We start from the raw sequence: 21,436 nt of genomic DNA, 5'->3' as shown, positions 1-21,436 counted from the left end.
CGGGGTGCCTCCAAGGTGTCGTATGCTCCACAGTGTCGCGGAAGACTTGCCGTGTCAGTTGCTCGATACGGACAGTCCCGCAAGCAACGGTGCGTAGACAGCGAACCTGTGGGAAGCGAATTCCATGAACAGCCGAACACGCTTGGTTTTGCGGGTCTCGCCATGGGTGAGGAGCCAGAGCACGCCGTTGCGCTGCGGCAGGATACCTGGCGCTCGGGTCAGCTGGGGATCGGAGTCGCCGACAAAGCACGGCAGCCTCGTCAAGCCGATCCCTTGGCGAACCGCGGCTATTTGCGCCTCGGCGTCCGGGGTCCTGAAAGGTACCTCGGCAGTTCGGATCTCGCCCGCGCGAGCCCAGTCCGGGATACCGTGATCGTTAATGACGATCGGCCGGATGGGCCTCTGCGCGCCCGCCCGCCACTTCGCCAGCAGGTCGCGGGACAGGTAGACCCCGCTGGCCAGTTCCGGTCCCATCAGGCCGTGGAGATTGAGCGGGAGGGTCTTGCGGTCGACGACGAAGCGGATCGCCACATCGGCCTCTCGATTGGTCAGGTTCGCGACCTCCCCGGTCGACATGATTTCGATCTCGATTTCGGGGTGCAGGCGCGCGAAATCAGAGAGGTCCGGCATGAACAGATGCGTCGCGAGGAAAGGCGGCAGCGTCAGCCGCAAGAGGCCGCGCGCGCTCCGGTCGCGCCCGAACACGCGCGTCTCCAGCTGGTGTGACGAGGTCTCCATCTGCTCGGCGAACTCCAAAACCTCCTCTCCCGCCGTCGTCAGGCGGTAGCCCGTCGGCAATTTCTCGAACACTCCCGCACCGAGCCGCTGCTCCAGTTTAGCGACGCGCCGCAGCACGGTCGCGTGGTTCACGGCGAGGCGCTCGGCGGCGGCCCGCACTGAGCCGGCGCGCGCGACGGCCAGAAAATAGCGAACATCGTCCCAATCGATCATAGCATAATCCTGCACCGGAAAGGTGCCTCTTCAAAGCTGGGGCGCAGTGATCCGATGTTGCCATCCAATTCACCCGGTTAGTTTTCGCACCACCGATGTTCACGCCTCCGCACTCACCGTCGCGTGCCGCCAGGGCCATCTCGGGGCTCTCGGGTCGTCCTCTCACGGCCACGAAGGAACCCAAAGGAGACGATCATGGGTAAGCTGGACGGTAAGGTCGCGGTCATCACGGGCGGGTCGAGCGGCATGGCGCTGGCGAGTGCCAAGCGGTTTGTCGACGAAGGCGCCTATGTCTTCATCACCGGTCGGCGGCAAGAGGCGCTTGACGAGGCAGTCAAGCAGATCGGCCGTAACGTCACCGCCGTTCAAGGCGACATGGCCAATCTCGACGACCTCGATCGGTTGTTCGACACGGTGAAGCAGGAGAAGGGCAGGATCGACGTCCTCTACGCCAGCGCCGGCATCGGCGAGGCGGCGCCGCTGGGCGAGATCACGCAAGAGCTCTTCGACAAGACCTTTGGCCTCAATGCGCGCGGCACGCTGTTCACGGTGCAGAAGGCGCTGCCGCTGTTCAACGACGGCGGGTCGATCTTCATGACTGGCTCGGTGGCCTCACTGAAGGGCTTTCCCGGCTACAGCGTCTACGCGGCGAGCAAGGCGACGCTGCACGCCTTCGCGCGAGGATGGCTCAACGAGCTGAAGGGCAGAAACATCCGGGTGAACGTGCTGCACCCGGGACCGATCGCCACCCCGATGCAGGACGAGGTTCTGACCGAGGAGGCGAAGAAGATGTTCGAGTCCCTGATCCCGCGAGGGACGATGGGCCTTCCCGAGGAGATAGCGGGAGCCGCGCTGTTTCTGGCGTCCAACGACTCCAGCTTCGTCAACGGCATGGAGCTGTCCGTCGACGGCGGCTTCTCGGCCATCTGAGGCGCTGCCCGAAAATCCCCGCCCGACAGAGACCAGATGGCTGCGCCGTTGATGGCCGGGCCATCCCTCCCTCCTATATCGGAGACCATCATGAGCTACGCGATCATCGGCTTCGGCAAGATCGGCCAGGCCCTGGCCCACGCCTTCGCCCGCAGGAACTTCGAGGTGGCCGTCGCCAGCCGCCGCCCGCCCGAGGCCCTAGCTCTGCAGGCCCGGGCGATCGGCCCCAAGGTCGTCGCCAAGTCCCGGCAAGAGGCCCTCAAGGCCGATACGATCTTCCTGGCGATCAGGTCCGACTCGCATCCGGACCTCGCCAAGGCTTTGCCAAGCTGGGAACACAAGACCCTCGTCGATGCGACCAACTCCCAGGCTCCGCTGGAGGACATGGACGGCCTGCTGTCTTCCGCCTTCGTGGCGAAGCTCTATGCCGGCGCCAAGGTCGTCAAGGGGTTCAACCACCTGGGCGCAGCGGCTCTGGCAATGGACCCGGTCGTGGCGGGCGGCCATCGGGTCGTGTTCCTGTCGAGCGACGACGAGGACGCGGCGGCATCCGTGGCAGCCCTGGCCAGGCAGCTCGGCTTCGCCCCCGTCAATCTGGGGCGGTTCGACGAGGGCGGCGCGCTGGTTCACGCCCGCGGCTCCGTCTGGGGCGCGCTGATCTTCCAGAACATGTTCAAGAAGGAGCAGTAGAGGATTGGCTGGCAGTTCGTGCGAGGGGTGTATCCTCCGCCCTTCCCTTGATCATGTGGCTGGAACGCGCCCAACCTAACCTTCCGCGCTGAGTTCAGGCAGGCAACCTGAAGATGGCCCCTGTGAACGTTGGCAATAAGCTCGCCCTCCCCCTGCAGGGGCTGGTGTCGGCGTTGCCGACCGGCTTGCCAGCTGGCAAACATTCCCAAGGGTGGAAGCGGGCCAGAAGCGCCGGATTCTGGTCGGACCAGATGCGCCAAATGCCGACATTGCGCAGTCGCTTGGGAGCACACATTCTCGCGGCCCTTAGGGACCGCGTTTGCCACGTCCTCGATCACTGCGGCCAGTGCACAAATAACGTCTTTCCTCAGGCCCGGATCAGATTCCGCCACCGCTGTGCCTTCCTGCTTCTTTGTAACGGGTGAGCTTCATCGGTATCGAGGCACTTTGGGGCAATCTATTTTCTGTTAGCGAAAGAAAATGGGTCTCATCTGCAGACCGAGTCCGTCAGTGGCCGAGGAAGAACCGGATCATTTCCCGCGAGGCGTCGGGCCCCTTCGCGTCTACGAAGCTTCCGGTCCGGTCTCCACCCGACCAGGCGTGCCCGGCACCCTCCACCACCCAATACTCCGCGGTGGCCGATCCGGTCTCGGGCCCGACCACCCTGCGGACGACCTCTCTGCCGTTGACGACGGTGCCGGTGATCAACTCGGGCGAACGACCGGATTGTACTCCTGCCTTTTGGAACAGCGCCTCACCATTTGAGGGGTGAACAGTGGCATCCGCCGTGCCGTGGAAGATGATCTGCCTGATGGCGCCAGCTTTCGCTCGAGGTGCTGTCTTCGCGTTGCCCTTCATCGCGGCAAACGCCGACATGACGTCGTTGGCGGCGCCGTGTGGCAAGCCGGAATGGATGCCGGCGGCCGAGAAGACGTCGGGATAAGTGGAGGACAGCACATCCGCCATGGCGCCGCCCGCAGACAGGCCTGCAACAAAGACTCGTTCCCGATCGAGGCCGAATTCCGCGCTCAAGTCCTGCGCCAGCCCGGCCAGAACGGCGGGCTCACCGGCCCCGCGCCGCTGATGACGAACGTCGAACCAGTTCCAGCAACCCTGGGAATTGGCCGAACGCAGTTGATGAGGGTAAGCGACGACGATGCCGAATTCTTCGGCTAGCGCATTCATCCGAGTGCCCCGCGCAAAATCATCGGGGTCCTGGGTGCAGCCATGCAGCATCACGAGCAGAGCGAGTTTCCGCTCGGCATGACCCTCTGGCACGTAGAGCTTGTAATTCAGGGAGCCGGCTCCGTTGCGGTAGCTGCGCGTGCGAAAGCGACCGTCATCGTCTCCGGCCTCGGCCGGGTGACGGCGCGTGCCGGTCCGTTCGGCGAATTGGGTCCGTACGGCCCCGAGGGATTTGAGGGTCTCTCCCAGGCCCCACGTTCCATGAGCCTTGAAACCGGCCGATTCCGCTTGTCCCTCTTTGCGGCGTGTCCATGTCTGGGGCGGAGTTCCGGTTAGCGCGCGCTGGATGGTGGCGGTCGCGCCGACGAGATCGGCCGTCTTGAGACGTGACATGGCTTCGCCGAGGGCGGAGCGGATGCGCGTGTTCATGGGGTGTCCTTTTTCAGCTCAGTCGGTCGGCCAGAGCCGCCTTGATTTCGGGAGCGGCATGCAGCGCGCCTAGCACGGTGAGAGAGGCGATCGTCTCCCGGGCAAGCTCAGGGGAGACATCCGCCTCAATGACGGCCAGACCCAGGACGCGAATCTCCAGTCGTTCGCCGGCGGCCTTGACCGCCTCAAGATCGCGCCGGGTGAATGTCCTCAGGCCGAGTTCGAGAGACAGCCGCGTCGTGGCCTGCGCCGCGACATCGGCATGGCTAGAAAGCTGGTTTCGGATCGCCGTGCGAATGAAGTCGGACCGATTCGAGTAGAAGCCGTCCCTGACCAGCAGGTCGATGCGGCCGAGATCGACGAAGCCGAGATTGAGAGTCAGTTTCTCGCTATCGGGGGTTTTCATCAGGCATCCATATACCATCCACATGGATGGTATATGGATGCTTTGCGCCGAAGCGCAAGACCGCTGGCGCAGCTCAGGATGCGGAGACCAGCGAGCCCCCACATTATGCTGACTGCCAGACCGCCGGTGTGTGCGGATGCACATCATGGCATCACGCCTTCAACAAGGACCCGTCGACGGCGAGATGACTGGACCAGTTGTCGCGATGGCCGGCGAGCGACCTCAAGGCGGCTTCGAACATGACGACAAATTATCCCGAGCGCAAAAATGACCCCGATGGCAAATGCCGTCGGGGTCTGATGCAGCGGCGTGATCAGGCGGCCTTGGCGACAGCCGCCGAGTTCGCAGGCGCGCCGAGCTGGGTCAGGGTCTTGTCCGTCTTGGTTTCCTCGGCGAGGACGTCGCAGGTCTTGCCTCGCGGTGCCTTGCCGATGATCTCGAAGACCTGGCCGAGACGCGCGACATGTCCGTCGGTTTTGTCGCGATGGGTCTCGAAGGCCTTCTTCAGCTCGGGCGCCTTGGCGACCTTGGCCATCTTGGGCAGCGCCTTAAGAATCTGCTTCTCGGCGTAATAGACGTCCTTGAGCATGTGGAGGAACATCTCATCCAGCGGCTTCGGGGTCGTGGGTGGTCCCCGGATTGTTCGGGCTCCCGCAGGTCACGCATGCCAGCCCGCTCGATGGCAGAAATATGGACGAAGACGGCCTGGCTGCCGTCATCCGGCTGGATGAAACCGAAGCAGCCCTTGGTGGAATTGAACCATTAACGTTGCCGTTGTCCTGAAAACCCTCTTTGTGACGAACTCTGTCGCTCGCCGACAGGATGTCGAGCGAGTTCAGAACGATCTCGAAGGGGGGTCATCATCGATGCCGAGCCGAAGCGCGAGAAAAACAAAAAAAGCCATCCAGGCAATCTCGATATAGCGATATCCATCTGCTAAATTTTTGGGACACAAATAAAAATACCATAGTGGTGGGTTCTTCAAAATCGGAATTCTTGTTTTCCGCACGAATTCGGCACGGTATTACAATATTCTTTTATCAGATATATTTTCAAGATCGTACGGTTTGCGCGAAATCGACGTCGATGAGGCGAACAGACTGAATAAATCCCCACAGATGGGCAAGGCATGGTAGGATACATCTCAGCTCCAGAAGCTGCGTGCATCAAGGAGTCATCATGCCCCATCGATATGTGATCGGCGACGAAGTTTCCCTCGCCTTCGGCTTTTTCGACCGAGACGCTGCCGGCACCTACGACGTCACCAGGCTCCTCCCGACTTCGCTGAACGGCGAGCCACAATATCGGATCAAGGGCAAAGACGATCGTGAGCGAGTGATCGGAGAGGGGCAGATCATGGGCAATGGGCACCTCAGAAATGCCAAGCCGCGGAGCAGCCATAATCCCATTACGGCGATGTTCGACCGCCTGGACCGCGCGAAGTAGCGTCTTGCCGAGCAGCGAAATCGTATGCCGCTGGCAGCTAATTCGCGCGCAGGAGAACGGAACATCATGAGCGAACGACGCGAACTCTACCGCGGTCCAAATGGCGAAAGCTGGTATCTGGGGAGAGAACCGGCCACCGGAAATGCCTTCGTTATACACCAGCCAAACGGGCCTTCGGGAGGTCAACTCAGTCATATCGCGCTGGGAGCGTTTCTCGAAGAAGGAACCAAGGAGCGGCCAGAGCAACGCGCGTTGCTGCGCCTAATTGCGACATTGGTAGACGTCCCTCCATTCGGAACGCGCGGTGTGCCGCCGGAGAATGACTGACGCCTTCGAGGCTCCGCGACGAGCGAGCCACCCAAGGGACGGCTGGCAACTTATGTCAGCTTCCCCGAATTCAACGAACAGCAAGGTCAGATGAAAAAGCACAACGAGCAGGCTGTGTGGGCGATCCGCGGGTGGGACTGGAATCGTACGTCAGAAAGCGTCGTGTTGAACAGAGGCCAACAAACGAGGGGGAGGCCCTACCTCCGGAGGTCGCATCCATAGATCCGCGTGTAAGTGATCGAGCGCCTCGCTTAGACGTCGTGGGCGCGTCGGTGAGGCGCGCCCGCGACATAAAATGTCCGGAAGAGCTGTCAGCATGCGCTCTATAGGTTTGACATGTTTCGCTTCCTGCACAGCGCCGATCTGCACTTGGGCAAGCCGTTCGGCTCCATGCCAGAGGAGTTGAGAGGCCGGTTGCGTGACGCAAGGCATACGGTCCTTGATCGCCTCGCGGCCAAGGCCCGATCAGGCGGTGCCGAGACCGTATTGCTGGCCGGGGACACATTCCACACGGAAACCCCCAGTCCTGCGATTCTTCGCCAAGCGCTCGCGGCCATGGCCGGCCACCGTGATCTGCGTTGGTTTATTCTCCCAGGTAACCATGACTCCTTGGCAGCCGATGAGCTCTGGTCTTCGGCGAGTGCGGGACTTCCAGCCAATGTCCATCTCGCGCTTGCCCCCACCCCAACGGCGCTCGCCGACGATGTAGTCCTGTTGTCGGCCCCCTGCACAACACGACGCCCCGGCCGCGATCTGACGGAATGGATGAGCTCGGCCGCGACAACAGATGGCACCATCCGCATCGGGCTGGCACATGGTGCGGTTCAAAGCTTTTCCGAAGAGGAAGCTGCGACCGACATCATTGCGCCTGATCGAGCCGCCCGCGCACGTCTGGACTATCTCGCGCTAGGCGATTGGCACGGCCAACTGAGCGTTGGAACGCGAACCTGGTACTCTGGCACGCCCGAACCCGACCGATTCAAACACGATGAACCTGGGCGAGCACTGCTCGTGGCGGTGGCAGCACATGGTGCAGAACCAGCGATCGAAGCCGTACAAACGTCGCTGTTTGATTGGCGAACGATCCAGCTCGACTGCCTTCCCGGCGAAGCTGGGGCGGGCAATCTGCTCAGCAGATGTCCCGATGGACCAGCACGTCGACAAACCCTGCTGCGCATCCTCGCCGCGGGGCGGGCAGGGCCGCAAGCAAGATTGGAACTCGACGCCGCTGTTGCAGCGATCGCGCCCGAATTTGCTCTCATGCAGTTCGATGCAGAAGCTTTGGTGACCGAATGCGAAGTCGGGGATCTCGATCTCATCGACCGTGTCGGAGCGCTGCGACGAGCAGCCGAGCATCTTCTTTCTGAATGTCATGACGATACTCGGTCAGCGGGGGAGCGGGAAGTATCCCGACAGGCGCTGACCCGCTTGTTTTCCTATTGCGCGGGTGTGCCGGCATGAAGCTGACGGCGCTGCGCCTGCACAACGTTCGCCGCTTCGGCGGGAGGGGCGTCCGGATTGAAAACATCGGCGAAGGTGTCAACGTTCTCTGCGCCGCAAATGAATATGGGAAATCGACCAGCTTCGATGCGTTGCACGCCCTGTTCTTCCAAGCTCATACTGGAACGCCTAGTGCGGTGCAGGCTCTCCGGCCGTATAGCGGGGGCAGCCCCCTCGTCGAGGCTGACCTTCTGACAGCTGACGGCGCATTCCGGCTGACAAAGCAGTTTTACAGCGGGCGGCGAGCACAAGTCCGCGAACGCGATAGCGGGCGCTTGATCGCGCAAGCGGATGAAGCAGAACGCTTCATGTCGAACTTGGTGCGTGGCGGTACTGGCGGTCCCGCGGGGCTCCTCTGGGTTCGTCAAGGAACGACCGGTATCGAAAAGCGCGCCAAGTCGGATGATGAAACCGAGAGAAGGGCCCGAGAGACGGTCCTGACATCCGTTCAAGGCGAAGTTGAAGCTTTGACTGGTGGCCGACGGATGTCGCATGCGCTCGCCGCCTGCGAAGCCGAATTGACACGACTTGTCACGACCACAGGTAAGGCAAAAACAGGCGGTCCCTACGCGGTCGCGTTGGAAGAGCAACAGCGGCTCAGGGAGTTGGAGGCTCGCCTCGGCGGTGAAGTCGTCGAGTTGCGCGCGGCTCTGGACCACCGCCGATCTGTGCGGGGGCGGCTGGCAGAGATCGACACTCCAGAGCAGGAGCGTGATCGTCATGCTGCTCTGGCCGATGGCGAGGCGATTCTAGCGTTGGCCAAAGCCCATCGCTCGGAGCTCGACGCAGCTCGGAGCGGCGAGGCTCTCGCCCGCAACGAACTGGAAGCGGCGCGTTTTGCTCTGTCGACCTTTCAACAGTCTCGGGCGCGCCATAACGAACTCGTCGATTTGCTGATGGCCGCCGAAGCTGATCGGGATGCGCATCGCACGCAACACCACGAAGCGAAGTCGGCGGCTACGCAGGCTTCTGCCAATGTTATTGCCGCCGAGCAGAACGAACGAGAACAGCGGGATTATGTGGCGGCACTCGAAAAGTCCGTTCGCGCCACGTCAGCAGCCAGCCGACTGGCGCTCGTTCGGAAGGCGCGAGACGACGCCGACGCAGCGCGCAAAGATGTCGAAGTCATCCAAGCATCGATCAAGAACCTGACCTTACCGCCCAAAAAGCTCGCGGAACTCGGAGAAATCGAGGAACATCTCGCTGGACAACGGGCAGCCGAGCGAGCCCAGGCACCGCTCCTACGTGTGGAATATTCAACTGGGGTCGATGCGGCAGTCTCGATCGATTCTGCCATATTGCAGCATGGCGAAGAACGACCACTGCTGGGTACCACCCTCATCGACATCGTGAACGTCGGCCGGCTGTCGCTATCGGTGCCTCGATCGGAAAAGACTGAGCGTGACATCGTCGCGCTGAAGGCTCGCCAGAGTGCTTTGCTGGCGGAAATGGGCATCGAGAGCTTGGCCGCAGGTCGACAGAGAGAGGCGCAACTGCGAGACCTAAGCAACCAGTTAGCCCTCGCTCGTCAACGCTTCGACCTCCTCGCGCCAACGGGGTTGGGCGCGCTTGACGAAGAGATTGTCCGGTTAGAAGCCGAAGTCGCGGACTCCAGCCAAGTCACCGGCGACCTCGGCGTGGCACGAGCAGCCGCGCGTGAGGCGGAAGCTCTTATGCGATCGACAAGAGAGGCCGCTACAGCGGCCCGAGCGCGGGCGGAGCTGCTCGCGACGAGCATGGTCGAAGCCGAGCGGCGGGTGGCGGCCCTCGCTTCTTCGCTCGCCGCCATCCGTGAAACTCTGGGTGCGACGGTTGAGTGGTCGGAGCGAGAGGAGGACCTCAAGCGCGCCGAGAAGGAAGCGTCAGCCAAATTCCAGCGGATCGCCGAACATGCTGCTGAAATGGCGGCGCGCAATAGCGACTTGCCCGCGGCCGAGGCCAGATATGCGCGGATGCGTTCATTGGTAGAGGCGGCCAGGAGCGAGATCGTCCGGCTGCGGGAGGAAGCTGCAGGCCTCAACGGCCGTATTCAAACCCGTGCGGAATCCGCCATCGAGGAAGCCTGGCAGGAAGCGCGTGACAAACTCTCAGAGGCGGACCGGAAGGTCGCTGTTCTGAGCCGCGAGGTCGCAATTCTAACTCGTCTGCGAAGCGCTCTAGAAGGCGCCCGCTCGGAGGCGCGGTATCATTATTTTGCTCCCGTACTTCAGGAGCTGCGCCCCTTGCTCGGCCTACTCTTCGACGCCGCCGACGTGACGTTCGATGAGGACACGTTGCTGCCGCGAGCAGTCGAACGCAACGGCCTCGAGGAAGAGGTTGGGTTTCTCAGCGGCGGCATGCGTGAGCAGTTGGCTATCCTCACGCGTCTCGCTTTCGCGCGGCTGCTCGCCAAGGACGGACAGATCACACCCGTAATCCTGGACGATGCGCTGGTCTATTCCGATGACGACCGCATCGAAAAGATGTTCGACGCTCTCCATCGGCAGGCTCAAAGCCAACAGATCGTCGTGTTTTCGTGTCGCCAGCGCGCCTTCGCCCGACTGGGCGGGAATGTGTTGCACACGGTTCCCTGGGACCCTGTCGCAGCTTCCTAATCGAGGAGCCACCGGAATATATCCCGGCCTCAGTGCTTCCGGCGCCCGCCGTCTGGCTTGGGTTTGCAGAGCGGCGAACCGTACTGCGGAACTGGTCCGCATACCTGATGGCTACGCAGCTTTCGCAACCCGTTCCACGATGATCTCCTTTTCATGCCCGCGAGCCTGAGCGAGATCGTACACAGCCTGCATCCGCAGCAAGGTATCCGCGCGAACGCCAAAGGCTTTTTCGAAGCGGATTGCCATCTCTGCCGACAATCCGGCTTTACTGTTCAGCAGGTTGCTCATGGCCTGGCGAGTGACCTTGAGCTTCTCGGCCGCGACGGTGACATTCAGCCCATAGGGCTCGACCAGTTCGCTTCTAAGCCACTCTCCAGGGTGAACAGCAAAACTTGCGTGAAGCTTGATCCCCATCAGTGATAATCCTCCAAATCTATGTCCTCGATCGCACCTGCCTGATTGACGCGAAACGTTATCCGCCAGTTCTTCGTAACTGTGAGCGACCAAACGCCAGCTCGGTCGCCGGTCAGCAGATGTGCACCAAAGTTTGGCGGGGTGTACAGTTCTTCGGCAGACTCGATCGCCGCCAGAAACGCCAGCATGTTCCGAAGTCGTCCCACGAGATCGCCAGGCAATCCTTTGGATCTGCCTGTCTCCGCGAACCTCCGGAGTGCCTTATCCTTGATACTCTCGATGTCCACGTGAACACGCTAGCGTCCGGCCTGCATAGTGTCAACCGTCAATTGACACCAGACACCTGACTTCGAGAATGGGCTCACGATCGCGCAGGAGTTGGAAGGGCTCAAGAGCGATCTATCGCGTCTAGAGACGGGTTGGAATCCCAGTCGTGACGACCTGACGGATTCGGCCCCGCTTCTAGAGGGCTGGGGTATCTGGGACAGTGGAGAAGTGCTGCCGCGCATCGTCGGCTTTTGCGCAGGCGCCTCGAAAATCGGCTCCTTCTACGAAGAAGGTGAGCAGGTCGTCACACTCCAAATTCTGGCGATTGACCATCGCTTCGCTTGGGTCCGTGATCGTCGGGGCTTCTACCGGCTTGCCGACTGCCAACTACCTCGTCGGGCCATTCTCGGCTCCCAATAGTCGAAACATTTTAATCTAAGCGTGAGGCAAAACATACGAGCAAACGATAGACATCGTGGACCCGCCGGGCAGATTACCGAAAGGTCGGTCGCATTCCCGCGACCCGGGCAGTGTCTTAGATCTGTAGAAGAAGCATGAATCGTGAGACCGTTCATCCGGCTTTGGAAGGCCTGGAAACCAACGCGGACATAATCCAGCGCTCGCGTTGGCAGGCATTTTCAGAGCTGAAATCGTCGAGAGACTTGCGCCCAATTGAGTTCGATAATGTTAATCATCGGAATCGCTGGTGTAGGCGGGGTGGGTTCRAGTTTGAAATGCGACTTGCGAATGATCCAATGGGTTATCAGTCGCAGGAACGCAGCGATGCAACGCACCTACTTCCAGATCGACCTGAACGACCGCCGCAAGCTCGCCCGATGGCGCGACCAGGAGCTGAAGGACATCTGCGAGCGCTTGAACACAACACCGCGAAAGTAACCCGGGCTACAAAACCCCGGCGGAAGTCTTCCGGCAGAAGCTCCTCGCCCAGATGCGGGCGGTCGGATAGGATCACACAGCCGCAAGTCGCGCTTCAGCAAGAACTCACAGGCGTCGGCGCAGCAAGCCCAAGGACGACGGCCAGATGTCGACGTTCGCGCAGAATACGCTCGGCCGGGAGTTCCACGCCGAACGGCCCAACCAGCGCTGGATCGCCGACTTCACCTACATCTGGACCGCAGAGGGATGGCTTTACGTTGCAGCCGTCATCGACCTCTTCTCCCGCCGGGGGTGGGCTGGTCGATGAAGGCCGCGATGACCGCCGGGCTCGTGACCGATGCGCTGATGATGACGATCTGGCGCCGGTGAAAGCCGGATGCCCTGCTGCACCATCGGACCAGGGCAGCCAGTATGCCAGCGAGCCGTTCCAGAAGCTCATAGCCGACAACGGCATCACCTGCTCGATGAGCCGCTCGGGCAATGTCTGGGACAATGCCGCGATGGATCGCTTCTTCTCATCGCTCAAAACCGAGCGGATCAGAGGCAGGGGTCTACCGGACACGCGACGATGCTCGTGCCGACGTGTTCGATTACATCGAGCGGTTCTACAACGCCGTTCGCAGACACTCGAGCATCGGCTACATCAGCCCGGTCGAGTTCGAAAAGAAGGTGGGGTTAGCTTAACTGACCGTCCACGAAACCGGCAGCAGGCCAGATCGACCTTCTCGATCAGCGCCAGATCACCCCCGTCATCCCCTCGAAGGCAAACCGCTTGATCCAGCGTAAAACCGACTTCGCGCTCTACCGCGAACCCAATCTCGTCGAGCGCTTCTTCAGAAGCTCAACGCTTTAGGTGCGAGAGTGATCACCAACGAGATGTTTGATTGAAGACACGATCTTACCAGGTGCTTCGGTCGGAATTCCGTTCTTCAGCTTCGGCACGATGACCACGTTCGACCGCGCGATGTTCTGCGCGAAGGCAACAGCCGCCTGGGCCCCGCAGCCGCGCGCGAATTCACCGGTCATGACCGTGGTGGGACAACGGAGGCGACCGGCGATCGCGCCGAGCTCGAAATCGTTGTACAGCTCATAGGTTCTGATCGAGATGTCCTCGTCCAGCCTGCCGATCTGGTCGAGACGCCTGTCGACGGCGTCCGGGTGCCGTTCGCGGAACTCGTCCGTATACCAGGCTGAAACGAGTGTTTTCATCACCGCCATCACGCCTTCGGCCCGGAAGCGCACGACGAGGTTGCGTGCCTGCTCCAGCTCCACGACGCTCCGGCCGGCCGGCGCCGCGATCAGCAGCAAGCCTCTCACATGCTCAGGAAACTCAGCGGCATAGGCAGCCGCCACGAAGGCGCCAAAGGATTGCCCGACAAGGATCATTGGAGGCAGGTCGAGTTGTCCGCGCAGTTCGTCGAGGTCCGCTGCGAAATCCGGGACGGAGGGATTTCCGAACGGCTTTGCCGAGGCCGAATGCCCGCGCAGGTCATAGGCCACCGCACGCAGATCGGAGGGCATGGCAGCCAGGACATGCCGCCAAGTCTCATGGGTCGAAAGATTACCGTGAACGAAGACGACCGGCACGCCCGCGCCCTGCTCAACATGCATCGGCAACTCTCCTTGTCGGGGTGGAGGCGCGACGCCTCACAGCCCCGGCTGGTGCGTGACGGCGACCCGCAGGCTGTGCTGGAACAGGTCTGTCCGCGCCAGGAGCGGCAACACCCTCGTCCGGAGACCAAGAAGTGCCGTCGGCCAGCGTGTCCCGACGGCGCCGTAGAGGAAGGACATCCGCTGCGTCTTGTCGATATAGGGGCGTTCTACCGCCTCCCACTGCTTCAGGGCTGAAGGAATGTCGGCGGAAGCGGAGGCCGCGCGGGCCAACACGACGGCGTTAACAATGGCGACGCAGGCGCCCTGGCCGAGATTGGGTGCCATGCCATGCGCCGCATCGCCGACGATGCAGACATGCCCGCGCGACCACGAGGAACAGGTGACATTGAAGAAGGGCCGCCAATGCTCAGCCGGATGGCGCGGCAGCCGTTCAAGATATTGCCGATGCTGCGGATGACTCTCGACCCAGGCCTCGAGATTGAAGGGCTGCTGGGTCCGGCCCGGAACATCACTCTCCGGGCAGCAGAGAAACACGTAATGCTGGTCCTTGCTGACCGGCGCCATGCCGATCCGCCGACCGCCGTTCCACATCTCGATGCGGCGGTTGTTGAGGCCGTCTTCGGGCAGCCGCGGGATGAGATGGCGGCCGCAACCGTCGCGCAGATCGGTGACTGCGGTCGCGAGCTTCAGGGAATCCCGAACGCGGGAGAAGACGCCGTCCGCGCCTACGACCAGATCGACCTTGGGTCCCCAGCCGTCGCGGAATTCGAGCCGGCCCTCCGGATCAGCGCTGAGCACGGGGGAGTCGGTCAGGATCTCGACGCCGCATTCTACCGCTCGTTCGGCCAGGATCCGGTGAAGTTCTGTGCGCAGGACGACGATCAGCTCGGGCGCCGGATCGTCATCGCGACGCAAGTTGATCTCGCGGCCCTTGTGGTCCTGGAGCAGGCGCGGGACGGAGGAAGCGACGCCGACCGCCGCGACCTTCTCGTAGACGCCAAGCTCGCGCAGTGCGTCGAGCGCGTTCTTCCAGCAATACAGGCCGGCGCCGATCTCGCGCAGTTGCCGGCTCCTCTCATGGACCCTGACCTTCCAGCCGCGCTGGGCGAGAGCCGCGGCGCAGGCCAGCCCCGCGAGGCCGGCACCCGCGATCTCGGCATGCAGGCGACGGCCTCGGCCTTGTTGCGGCGTGATGCCTTTGGCTGAATTGACGCGGCCGCCGCTGGCCTGATGCGTCGCCGAGGGATCACGAAGTTCGCTCCCGATAACCATGGTGGCTCCGTGCTGGATAATCTGGAGCAAGCCTAAGCCGATCTGGAGCAAGCAGAAAAATTGTTAATTTCAATCCAATCATCGTTCTGATCGATGGATGTTCGCCAGCAAGCACCCGCGTGCATAGCGCGTGCGGAGAAAACAAATCGCGCAGTGAGGGATATCATTTATCGCTCATATCAATAATGACATTAAAATTATCGATTTGAAATGGGTATAGAGAGTCCGCCATCATGGTTTCTGACGAGGGCCGTCGCGGACTGGTGTTCTTAATTGTTCGATCGTACCGCATCGGACCGGATCGCGGGTGTGTCGGGTAGCTCGCAGAAGGGCCGTGCATGGCGAAGAAGCTCGAAGTGGACGGTCTCACCAAGGTCTACGGCGCGCGGCCCGAAGAGGCTCTCGCGCTTCGCCGCGACGGGCGCTCGCCACGTGAGATTCTCGCCGAAACCGGGCAAATGATCGCCGTTTCGGACGTCTCCTTCAGCGTCGCCGAAGGCGAGATCTTCACGATCATGGGCTTGTCCGGCTCGGGCAAGTCGACTTTGGTGCGATGCCTCAACCGTCTGATCGAGCCGACCTCCGGCACGGTGCTGATCGACGGAGAAAACATCCTGGCGAAGCCGAAGCCCGCCTTGCGAGCGGTGCGGCGCAGCAAGATCGCTATGGTCTTTCAGAATTTCGCGCTGCTGCCGCACAAGACGGTGCAAGCCAATGTCGAGTTCGGCCTGATGCTGCGCGGGGAATCCGCCTCGCTCCGCACGGAGAAAGGTCGGCGCGCGCTCGATCAGGTCGGGCTCGGCGAATGGGGAGCTCGCTATCCTGACAATCTCAGCGGCGGCATGCGGCAGCGCGTTGGCCTCGCGCGGGCGCTCGCTAGCGATCCTGACATCCTGCTGATGGACGAGCCCTTCAGCGCGCTCGATCCGCTGATCAGGTCGGAGTTGCAGCAAGAGCTGCTCAAACTGCAACGCGACATCAAGAAGACGATCATCTTCATCACCCACGACTTCCATGAGGCCGTGCGGATCAGCGACCGTCTGGCAGTGATGCGCGATGGCCGCTTCGTCCAGGTCGGAACGCCGCAGGACATCGTGCTGCGGCCGGTCGACGATTATGTAAGCACCTTCGCCCGCGAACTCGATCGCGCGAAGATGCTGCGGGTCGGCGACCTCGCGCCGATGCGCGTTCCCGTCGTCGCGCATGACGCGGCGGCGGAGGGCGTACGCCAGCAAATGCTCGCCGATGGCTGCGGACACGCCGTGCTGATCGCGGCCGACCGGACGCCCATGGGATATGTGCGGCTAGCGGATTTCGACGATATGCTGAACGGGCAGCCGATCTCTGCGATGCCACATCGCTCGGTGGCCTCGACCCCGGTGGGGTCGAGCCTCAGTCGGCTCTATACGCTGTTCAACGGCACGGCTCCCGTCGCTGTGCTCGACGAGAAGGGCCACACACTCGGCGCCGTCGATGCCTGTGATGTCGTCGAGCAGCTCCGCCTCGTTGCGCAATCGGACGTCTCCGGCCCGGCGACGCAAGGTCCCGATTCCAAAGGGGAGCGGCCATGAACTCGTGGTTCGAGAACGTCCGTATTCCGCTGGACAAATGGATCCAAGCCGGCATCGACTGGCTGGTCGCCGAATGGCGGCCGGCCTTCCAGGCGCTGCGCTGGCCGATCGCGGAGGCGCTAAACTGGATTCAGGCCTTTCTCGGCTGGGTGCCGCCTTGGGCGGTATGCCTCTTCTTCCTGATAGCGGGCTGGCGTCTCGCCGGGCTGCGCCACGGCATCTTCTCCGCCGCGTCCTTTCTGCTGATCGGCGCGATGGGGCTGTGGCAGGAGGCGATGACCTCGATCGCGATCCTGCTGACGGCGGTGTCCTTCTGCATCATAATCGGCGTGCCGCTTGGCATTGCAGCCGGCCGGAGCAACACTTTTTGGGCGGGCTTGCAGCCTGTGCTCGACGTGATGCAGACCACCCCTTCCTTCGTCTATCTCGTCCCGGTGGTGATGCTGTTCGGCATCGGCACGGTGCCAGGCGTCATCGCCACGATCATCTTTGCGATGCCGCCGATCATCCGGCTGACCAATCTCGGCCTGCGGCAGGTCCCGGTCGAGGCGATCGAGGCGGGCGAGGCGTTCGGCGCGACGGAATGGCAGGCGCTCATGCACGTGCGGATGCCGCTCGCCCTTCCCTCGATCATGGCGGGCCTCAACCAGACGCTGCTGATGGCGCTTGTGATGAGCGTGATCATCTCGATGATCGGCGCCGAGGGGCTGGGGCTAACCGTGCTGCGCGGCATCGGCGCGCTTGACGTCGGCCTCGCGGGCACCGGCGGCCTCGCCATCGTCCTGATCGCGATCAGCCTGGACCGCATCGCGCAAGGGGTGGTGCGCCGGTCCAGCCCCGATTCGCGTTCCGTCAGTCTGGTGAAGCAACTGCGTCCCATTCGGACGGCCGCCTGAAGCATCGGACCGGAACGCAGCCTCCGCTTTTTCTCGGAAGAATTCGGCGTTGATCAAAAAGCTGGATCGCCAACCTGCATCCGACAGGACGCATGGCGGTCCGGCCCCTCACCAAAGCCAAGCACAAAAAAGGGGATATGCTCATGCTCGACATTCGGAAAATTCCACAAGCCCTCCTGGTCAGCCTCGGGCTTTTCGCCTGCGGCGCGGCGCCGGCCGCGGGTCAAGCCGCGCTACCAGGCGCGGGCAAGACGGTCAGCCCGGCGCGGCCCAATTGGGATTCGTTCTGGTTCGGCCAGCGGATCATCGACATTGGCATAGAGACGCTGGGCTACAAGGTCGAGGCGCCCAAGACGCTGGCTCCGGCGGCGGTGTTTACCTCCATGGCGCGCGGCGATGTGACCTATACGGCCGACACTATCCTGCCCAACCATGCCGACCTCTATGCCAAGACCGCCAACGAGGTCGTCGCGATCGGCCCGTTGATGGATCCGGGCACGATCCAGGGCTACATGGTCGATAAGAAGACGGCGGACGCCCACAATATCCGCTTCCTCGAGGATCTCGCGGACCCGAAGATCGCCGCGCTGTTCGACCAGAATGGCGACGGCAAGGCCGACATGGTCGGCCCTTCTGTCAGCTGGTCGGGCTCCTACGGGGTCGCGCAGGGCCATATGAAGGCGCTCGGCCTCGAGAAGACCGTGACGCTGGTCACGGGCGAGTACACCACGCTCGCCGCCGATGCCGTTGCCCGCTATGCCGCCGGCAAGCCGGTCTTCCTCTACACCTGGTACCCGAACCCGACCACAATGAAGCTGCTGCCCGGCAAGGACCTCGTATGGCTGCAGCTGAAGAACCCGGCCTTGCCGCCCGATCAGATGAAGACCTACAAGCCGCTGGCCGACGTCGCCGGCTGCGCCGGCAATCCCTGCTCCGTGGGCTGGCTCCCGACCGTCTACTACATCGGCGCGAACAAGAAATGGGTGCTCGAAAATCCGGCTGCGGCCGAGTTCTTCAAGCAGATCAAGATGACGCTCAAGGACCGCGCGGACCAGAACCAGAAGATGCTCAACGGTGAAAACCGCGAGGCCGACATCGACCGTCACGCGCGTGAATGGATCAAGGCGCATCAGGCCGAGTTCGACGGCTGGATCAAGGCCGCCATCGCCGCGGCCAAATGAGAAAAGCCGGAAACGACCGAGTACGGACGATCTACCTGCTCTGAAATCCAGGGCAACCCCGCTTCGAAGCCCCGCTTCGGGAGGGGTCGCCATCCGTTCCGCAAGGTGCCTTCCATGCTGTCCAGCCGCGTGAACTGGAATCTGCTGCACATGTTCGTTGTGCTGGCCGATGCGCAGAATCTGTCCCGCGCGGCCGAGATCCTCGGACGCGGGCAGCCGGCAGTGAGCGCCGCGCTCAAGAACCTCGAGGACCAGCTCGGTCACACCCTGATCGAGCGGGGCCCGCGGCTCTTCCGCCTGACGGAAGCCGGAAAATTGCTCTATCGCGAGGCGCGCGAGATCTGCGGCTCGATCGACAGGATCTCGAATTTGCTGACCGATACCGAGGAGGTACTCGTCGGCAATCTCCGCATCGTTATCGCCAGCCACATGACGAGCCCGCTGATCGACCGCTCCATCTACGAGTTCCATCGGCGCTACAGCCGCGCCACGATCACCGTCACGGTAATGAACAGCCGCGAGATCATCGAGGCCATGGCCGACAGGCTGATCCATTTCGGCATCGGGCCGAATTTCAGCAAATTGCCGGAACTCGAATATTTCCACGTCTTCAAGGAATATTGCGGGTTCTATTGCGGCGAGCGCCACCCGCTCTTCGGCCGCCGCGACCTGCGCGTCAGCGACCTCGAAAACCAGGAATGTATCTCCTACCGCTCGGCGGTCGATTCCGACACCCTGCAATCGATCACCGACATGCGCAAGACGGTGCGCTTCGCCGATCCGATCAAAGGCATCGCGAACAATTTGGAAGAGGTCCGCAGGATGGTTGTCGCGGGCCTCGGCATCGGCGCTATCCCCGTCCAGATCGCCGCTCGCGACGTGCGCGATGGCCTGCTCTGGCGCCTGCCGCCCTATGACGACGTGATGCCGATCGACATCTACCTCCTGACCAATCCGCGCGTCCGGCCGAGCAAGTCGGAACTCGCCTTCGTTTCCATCCTCCGCGAGATCGTCGAGGCCACGCCTCTCGAGGACAGAATCTACAACGGCCTGAAATTCAACTGAACGAACCCGCTCGTTCCCTACCGCCGGAGACCGCCCATGCCCATCATCCGCGTCGAACTGCTCGAAGGGCGCACGCCCGATCAGAAACAGAATCTCGCCCAGGCGATGACGGAGAGTTTCGTCTCGATCTGCGGCGGCACGCCGCAAAGCGTGCAGGTCATATTCCAAGACGTCCGCAAGACGGACTGGACCGTGGCCGGCAAACCGCTGGGCGCCCCGCCTGCCGCCACGGCGACGTCAGACAGTCGGAATTGAGGAGTACGTGATGACCGTAGCCGTCGAAAGTTCCTATGTAGTCGAGGGCAAGGGCCCACCGCTATTCATGGTCCATGGCATTGGCGCCCGCAAGACGAGCTGGGCCGGCCTCACGCAGCATCTGAAGGACGACTTCACCTGCATCGCCTACGACCTGCGCGGCCATGGCGACACGCCGAAAGGCGATGGGCGTTTCGGCCTCGACGAACTCGTCGCTGATCTGGAGGCGCTGCGCGCCCGGCTCGGCATCGAGAAGGCGCACGTCATCGGCCATTCGCTGGGGGGGATGATCGGCCCGGCCTATGCGCGGGCCCATCCCGAGCGGGTGATCGCGCTGGGCCTGCTTTCGACTGCGGCGTTCCGCACGGAGGATGACTCCGCGAAGGTGAGGGCCGTCGTCGCTGCGATGCGCAAAAAGGGCATCGGCCCGGTTCTTCAGACCCTGGCCGATCGCTGGTTCACCGAGAAATTCCAGACCGAGCACCCCGAGCGCATCGAGGCCCGGAAGGCGCAGGTGGTCGCGACCGATCCAGAGATTTTCCTCAACGTGTTCGACATCTATGCCGAAACCGAGATGTCGCCTTGGCTCCATGAGGTCACGGCTCCCTCTCTCGTCCTGACCGGGGAGCTCGACGGCGGCTGCAACCCGCGTCTCAACCGCCAGATCGCGGAAGCGCTGCCGAATTCCGAACTCGTCATTCTCGATGGTCTAAAGCACGCCATTCTTATCGAAGCGACCGAGCGGGTCGCGCCGCCCATCCGGGCCTTTCAGACGAAGCACCGCTGAGCCCGCAGTTGAGCGTATCCCAAAAGGCCTCGGACCGAAGATCAATCGGCCCGAGGCTTTGGCATACTCATTTCATCAATCGGCCCGACGAGGAGTGTGAAACGGCGCCGTCAGTTGACCCCGTAATCTGAGCTAAGTCAGGGATACTCAAGGGCTTAGGCGGGTGCCGATCCGCGTCGAACCGCTGTGCCGTTTCACACCGAGTGCGCATCACGATCGAACCGCGCAACGGCGGCTTGCGACCTTGAGCTGCGGGGAGGTCCGCTTCCTGGCAGGCCAATCAGCAATCCGAAGCCGGTTACAAGCGCGGCCATGAAGTTCAAATATCTATGCATTTTACTTCCTCCGCTTCAGGTTGATGCACGCGGGCGTCGCTGGGCTCAACGGATCACAATCGGCCGTCGATCGATGACGACGGGGCGCGGGCGAACGACTGGGCGAGGAGCGACCACAACAGGCCGGGGCGCGACGACGACCGGTCGAGGAGCGACAACCACTGGGCGCGGTGCAACGACGACGCCCCCGGCGCCGCGGACACAACCGCCGAGAGGCCCGCGATAGAAGCCGACACCGCATCCGCCCGCGACCTTTGTGACGTCGTATGCCCTTGTCTGTGACAGGGCAGATGACGTCGGCATGGCCTGCGCCTCGAACGAGGTCAGGGCGAGGAACGCGACCCCCATAGAGGCTAGAGCAATCTTTGCGGTCATCTTGGTCGTTCCTGTTCCGTTTTGAATATAATCAGGATCCCGGACAGCG

21 protein-coding genes and 5 pseudogenes are annotated in these 21,436 nt (G+C 62.3%); 16 read left to right on the top strand and 10 right to left on the bottom strand.

Annotated features, from left to right (window positions below):
- Positions 1-54 precede the first annotated feature (54 nt).
- Positions 55-951 (bottom strand): LysR family transcriptional regulator, encoded by an 897-nt coding sequence (locus tag AB4Z16_RS25515; RefSeq protein WP_441514117.1) that lies wholly within the window; start codon positions 949-951, stop codon positions 55-57.
- Between the two features lie 195 nt (positions 952-1,146).
- On the opposite strand from AB4Z16_RS25515, the gene AB4Z16_RS25510 reads away from it, so the two are divergent.
- Positions 1,147-1,881: an SDR family NAD(P)-dependent oxidoreductase gene (locus AB4Z16_RS25510; RefSeq protein WP_441514116.1), complete on the top strand. Its 735-nt coding sequence runs from the start codon at positions 1,147-1,149 to the stop codon at positions 1,879-1,881.
- A gap of 90 nt (positions 1,882-1,971) precedes the next feature.
- A complete protein-coding gene (locus AB4Z16_RS25505; protein ID WP_441514115.1) occupies positions 1,972-2,571 on the top strand; it encodes an NADPH-dependent F420 reductase in 600 nt (199 codons plus the stop codon).
- A gap of 507 nt (positions 2,572-3,078) precedes the next feature.
- On the opposite strand, the gene AB4Z16_RS25500 is transcribed toward AB4Z16_RS25505, so the two are convergent.
- The 4 genes and pseudogenes from AB4Z16_RS25500 to AB4Z16_RS25485 all read right to left on the bottom strand — a co-directional run.
- Positions 3,079-4,185: an extracellular catalytic domain type 1 short-chain-length polyhydroxyalkanoate depolymerase gene (locus AB4Z16_RS25500; RefSeq protein ID WP_441514114.1), complete on the bottom strand. Its 1,107-nt coding sequence runs from the start codon at positions 4,183-4,185 to the stop codon at positions 3,079-3,081.
- Between the two features lie 13 nt (positions 4,186-4,198).
- The gene (locus tag AB4Z16_RS25495; protein WP_441514113.1) at positions 4,199-4,591 is read right to left on the bottom strand and encodes a CopG family transcriptional regulator; all 393 of its coding nucleotides are present in this window, start codon (positions 4,589-4,591) and stop codon (positions 4,199-4,201) included.
- 313 nt (positions 4,592-4,904) lie between these two features.
- Complete coding sequence (locus AB4Z16_RS25490) at positions 4,905-5,192, bottom strand: YciE/YciF ferroxidase family protein (protein ID WP_441514112.1); 288 nt, start codon at positions 5,190-5,192, stop codon at positions 4,905-4,907.
- Between the two features lie 38 nt (positions 5,193-5,230).
- A pseudogene (locus AB4Z16_RS25485) lies at positions 5,231-5,320 on the bottom strand (cold-shock protein); the annotation flags it as partial.
- A 450-nt stretch (positions 5,321-5,770) separates the two neighbouring features.
- On the opposite strand from AB4Z16_RS25485, the gene AB4Z16_RS25480 reads away from it, so the two are divergent.
- The 4 genes from AB4Z16_RS25480 (at position 5,771) to AB4Z16_RS25465 (ending at position 10,458) form a co-directional block, all read left to right on the top strand.
- Positions 5,771-6,037 carry a hypothetical protein gene (locus tag AB4Z16_RS25480; protein ID WP_441514111.1) on the top strand — a complete coding sequence of 89 codons (267 nt, stop codon included), beginning with the start codon at positions 5,771-5,773 and terminating at the stop codon, positions 6,035-6,037.
- A gap of 66 nt (positions 6,038-6,103) precedes the next feature.
- Positions 6,104-6,364 carry a hypothetical protein gene (locus tag AB4Z16_RS25475; protein ID WP_441514110.1) on the top strand — a complete coding sequence of 87 codons (261 nt, stop codon included), beginning with the start codon at positions 6,104-6,106 and terminating at the stop codon, positions 6,362-6,364.
- A 336-nt stretch (positions 6,365-6,700) separates the two neighbouring features.
- Positions 6,701-7,825: a metallophosphoesterase family protein gene (locus tag AB4Z16_RS25470; RefSeq protein ID WP_441514109.1), complete on the top strand. Its 1,125-nt coding sequence runs from the start codon at positions 6,701-6,703 to the stop codon at positions 7,823-7,825.
- Entirely contained in the window at positions 7,822-10,458 is a 2,637-nt protein-coding gene (locus AB4Z16_RS25465) for an AAA family ATPase (RefSeq protein WP_441514108.1), read from the top strand. Before AB4Z16_RS25470 ends, AB4Z16_RS25465 begins: the two co-directional genes overlap by 4 nt.
- A gap of 111 nt (positions 10,459-10,569) precedes the next feature.
- On the opposite strand, the gene AB4Z16_RS25460 is transcribed toward AB4Z16_RS25465, so the two are convergent.
- Complete coding sequence (locus AB4Z16_RS25460) at positions 10,570-10,872, bottom strand: HigA family addiction module antitoxin (RefSeq protein WP_441514107.1); 303 nt, start codon at positions 10,870-10,872, stop codon at positions 10,570-10,572.
- On the bottom strand, positions 10,872-11,159 hold the full coding sequence (locus tag AB4Z16_RS25455; RefSeq protein ID WP_441514106.1) for a type II toxin-antitoxin system RelE/ParE family toxin: 288 nt from the start codon (positions 11,157-11,159) through the stop codon (positions 10,872-10,874). The genes AB4Z16_RS25460 and AB4Z16_RS25455 overlap by 1 nt, the downstream gene beginning before the upstream one ends.
- 91 nt (positions 11,160-11,250) lie before the next feature.
- Here AB4Z16_RS25455 and AB4Z16_RS25450 point away from each other — a divergent pair, with 91 nt between their 5' ends.
- From AB4Z16_RS25450 to AB4Z16_RS25435, 4 genes and pseudogenes are all read left to right on the top strand, one after another.
- Complete coding sequence (locus AB4Z16_RS25450; protein WP_441514105.1) at positions 11,251-11,559, top strand: hypothetical protein; 309 nt, start codon at positions 11,251-11,253, stop codon at positions 11,557-11,559.
- A gap of 423 nt (positions 11,560-11,982) precedes the next feature.
- A pseudogene (locus AB4Z16_RS25445) lies at positions 11,983-12,106 on the top strand (IS30 family transposase); the annotation flags it as partial.
- Positions 12,107-12,136: 30 nt separating this feature from the next.
- Positions 12,137-12,720, top strand: a pseudogene (locus AB4Z16_RS25440) (IS3 family transposase); the annotation flags it as partial.
- Between the two features lie 31 nt (positions 12,721-12,751).
- A pseudogene (locus AB4Z16_RS25435) lies at positions 12,752-12,871 on the top strand (IS5/IS1182 family transposase); the annotation flags it as partial.
- 14 nt (positions 12,872-12,885) lie between these two features.
- Here AB4Z16_RS25435 and AB4Z16_RS25430 read toward each other — a convergent pair.
- Together AB4Z16_RS25430 and AB4Z16_RS25425 are read right to left on the bottom strand one after the other, a co-directional pair.
- A complete protein-coding gene (locus AB4Z16_RS25430) occupies positions 12,886-13,623 on the bottom strand; it encodes an alpha/beta fold hydrolase (protein WP_441514104.1) in 738 nt (245 codons plus the stop codon).
- A gap of 60 nt (positions 13,624-13,683) precedes the next feature.
- Positions 13,684-14,922, bottom strand: a complete 1,239-nt coding sequence (locus AB4Z16_RS25425; protein WP_441514103.1) for an FAD-dependent oxidoreductase — start codon at positions 14,920-14,922, stop codon at positions 13,684-13,686.
- Between the two features lie 338 nt (positions 14,923-15,260).
- On the opposite strand from AB4Z16_RS25425, the gene AB4Z16_RS25420 reads away from it, so the two are divergent.
- The 6 genes and pseudogenes from AB4Z16_RS25420 (at position 15,261) to AB4Z16_RS25395 (ending at position 20,677) form a co-directional block, all read left to right on the top strand.
- Positions 15,261-16,493 carry a quaternary amine ABC transporter ATP-binding protein gene (locus tag AB4Z16_RS25420; RefSeq protein WP_441514102.1) on the top strand — a complete coding sequence of 411 codons (1,233 nt, stop codon included), beginning with the start codon at positions 15,261-15,263 and terminating at the stop codon, positions 16,491-16,493.
- The gene (locus AB4Z16_RS25415) at positions 16,490-17,389 is read left to right on the top strand and encodes an ABC transporter permease (RefSeq protein WP_441514101.1); all 900 of its coding nucleotides are present in this window, start codon (positions 16,490-16,492) and stop codon (positions 17,387-17,389) included. Before AB4Z16_RS25420 ends, AB4Z16_RS25415 begins: the two co-directional genes overlap by 4 nt.
- A gap of 143 nt (positions 17,390-17,532) precedes the next feature.
- Complete coding sequence (proX, locus tag AB4Z16_RS25410; protein ID WP_441514100.1) at positions 17,533-18,570, top strand: glycine betaine/L-proline ABC transporter substrate-binding protein ProX; 1,038 nt, start codon at positions 17,533-17,535, stop codon at positions 18,568-18,570.
- A 114-nt stretch (positions 18,571-18,684) separates the two neighbouring features.
- Complete coding sequence (locus AB4Z16_RS25405) at positions 18,685-19,635, top strand: LysR family transcriptional regulator (protein ID WP_441514099.1); 951 nt, start codon at positions 18,685-18,687, stop codon at positions 19,633-19,635.
- Between the two features lie 33 nt (positions 19,636-19,668).
- Positions 19,669-19,890, top strand: a pseudogene (locus AB4Z16_RS25400) (tautomerase family protein); the annotation flags it as partial.
- Between the two features lie 10 nt (positions 19,891-19,900).
- Complete coding sequence (locus tag AB4Z16_RS25395) at positions 19,901-20,677, top strand: alpha/beta fold hydrolase (protein WP_441514098.1); 777 nt, start codon at positions 19,901-19,903, stop codon at positions 20,675-20,677.
- Between the two features lie 380 nt (positions 20,678-21,057).
- Here AB4Z16_RS25395 and AB4Z16_RS25390 read toward each other — a convergent pair whose 3' ends face one another.
- Positions 21,058-21,315, bottom strand: a complete 258-nt coding sequence (locus AB4Z16_RS25390) for a GCG_CRPN prefix-to-repeats domain-containing protein (RefSeq protein WP_441514209.1) — start codon at positions 21,313-21,315, stop codon at positions 21,058-21,060.
- Positions 21,316-21,436: the final 121 nt, after the last annotated feature.

This window comes from Allobosea sp. TAF32, assembly GCF_052113585.1.
Lineage (GTDB): Bacteria > Pseudomonadota > Alphaproteobacteria > Rhizobiales > Beijerinckiaceae > Allobosea.
The sequence above is the reverse complement of the archived record's forward strand: the minus strand, read 5'-3'. Positions and strand labels throughout refer to the sequence as shown.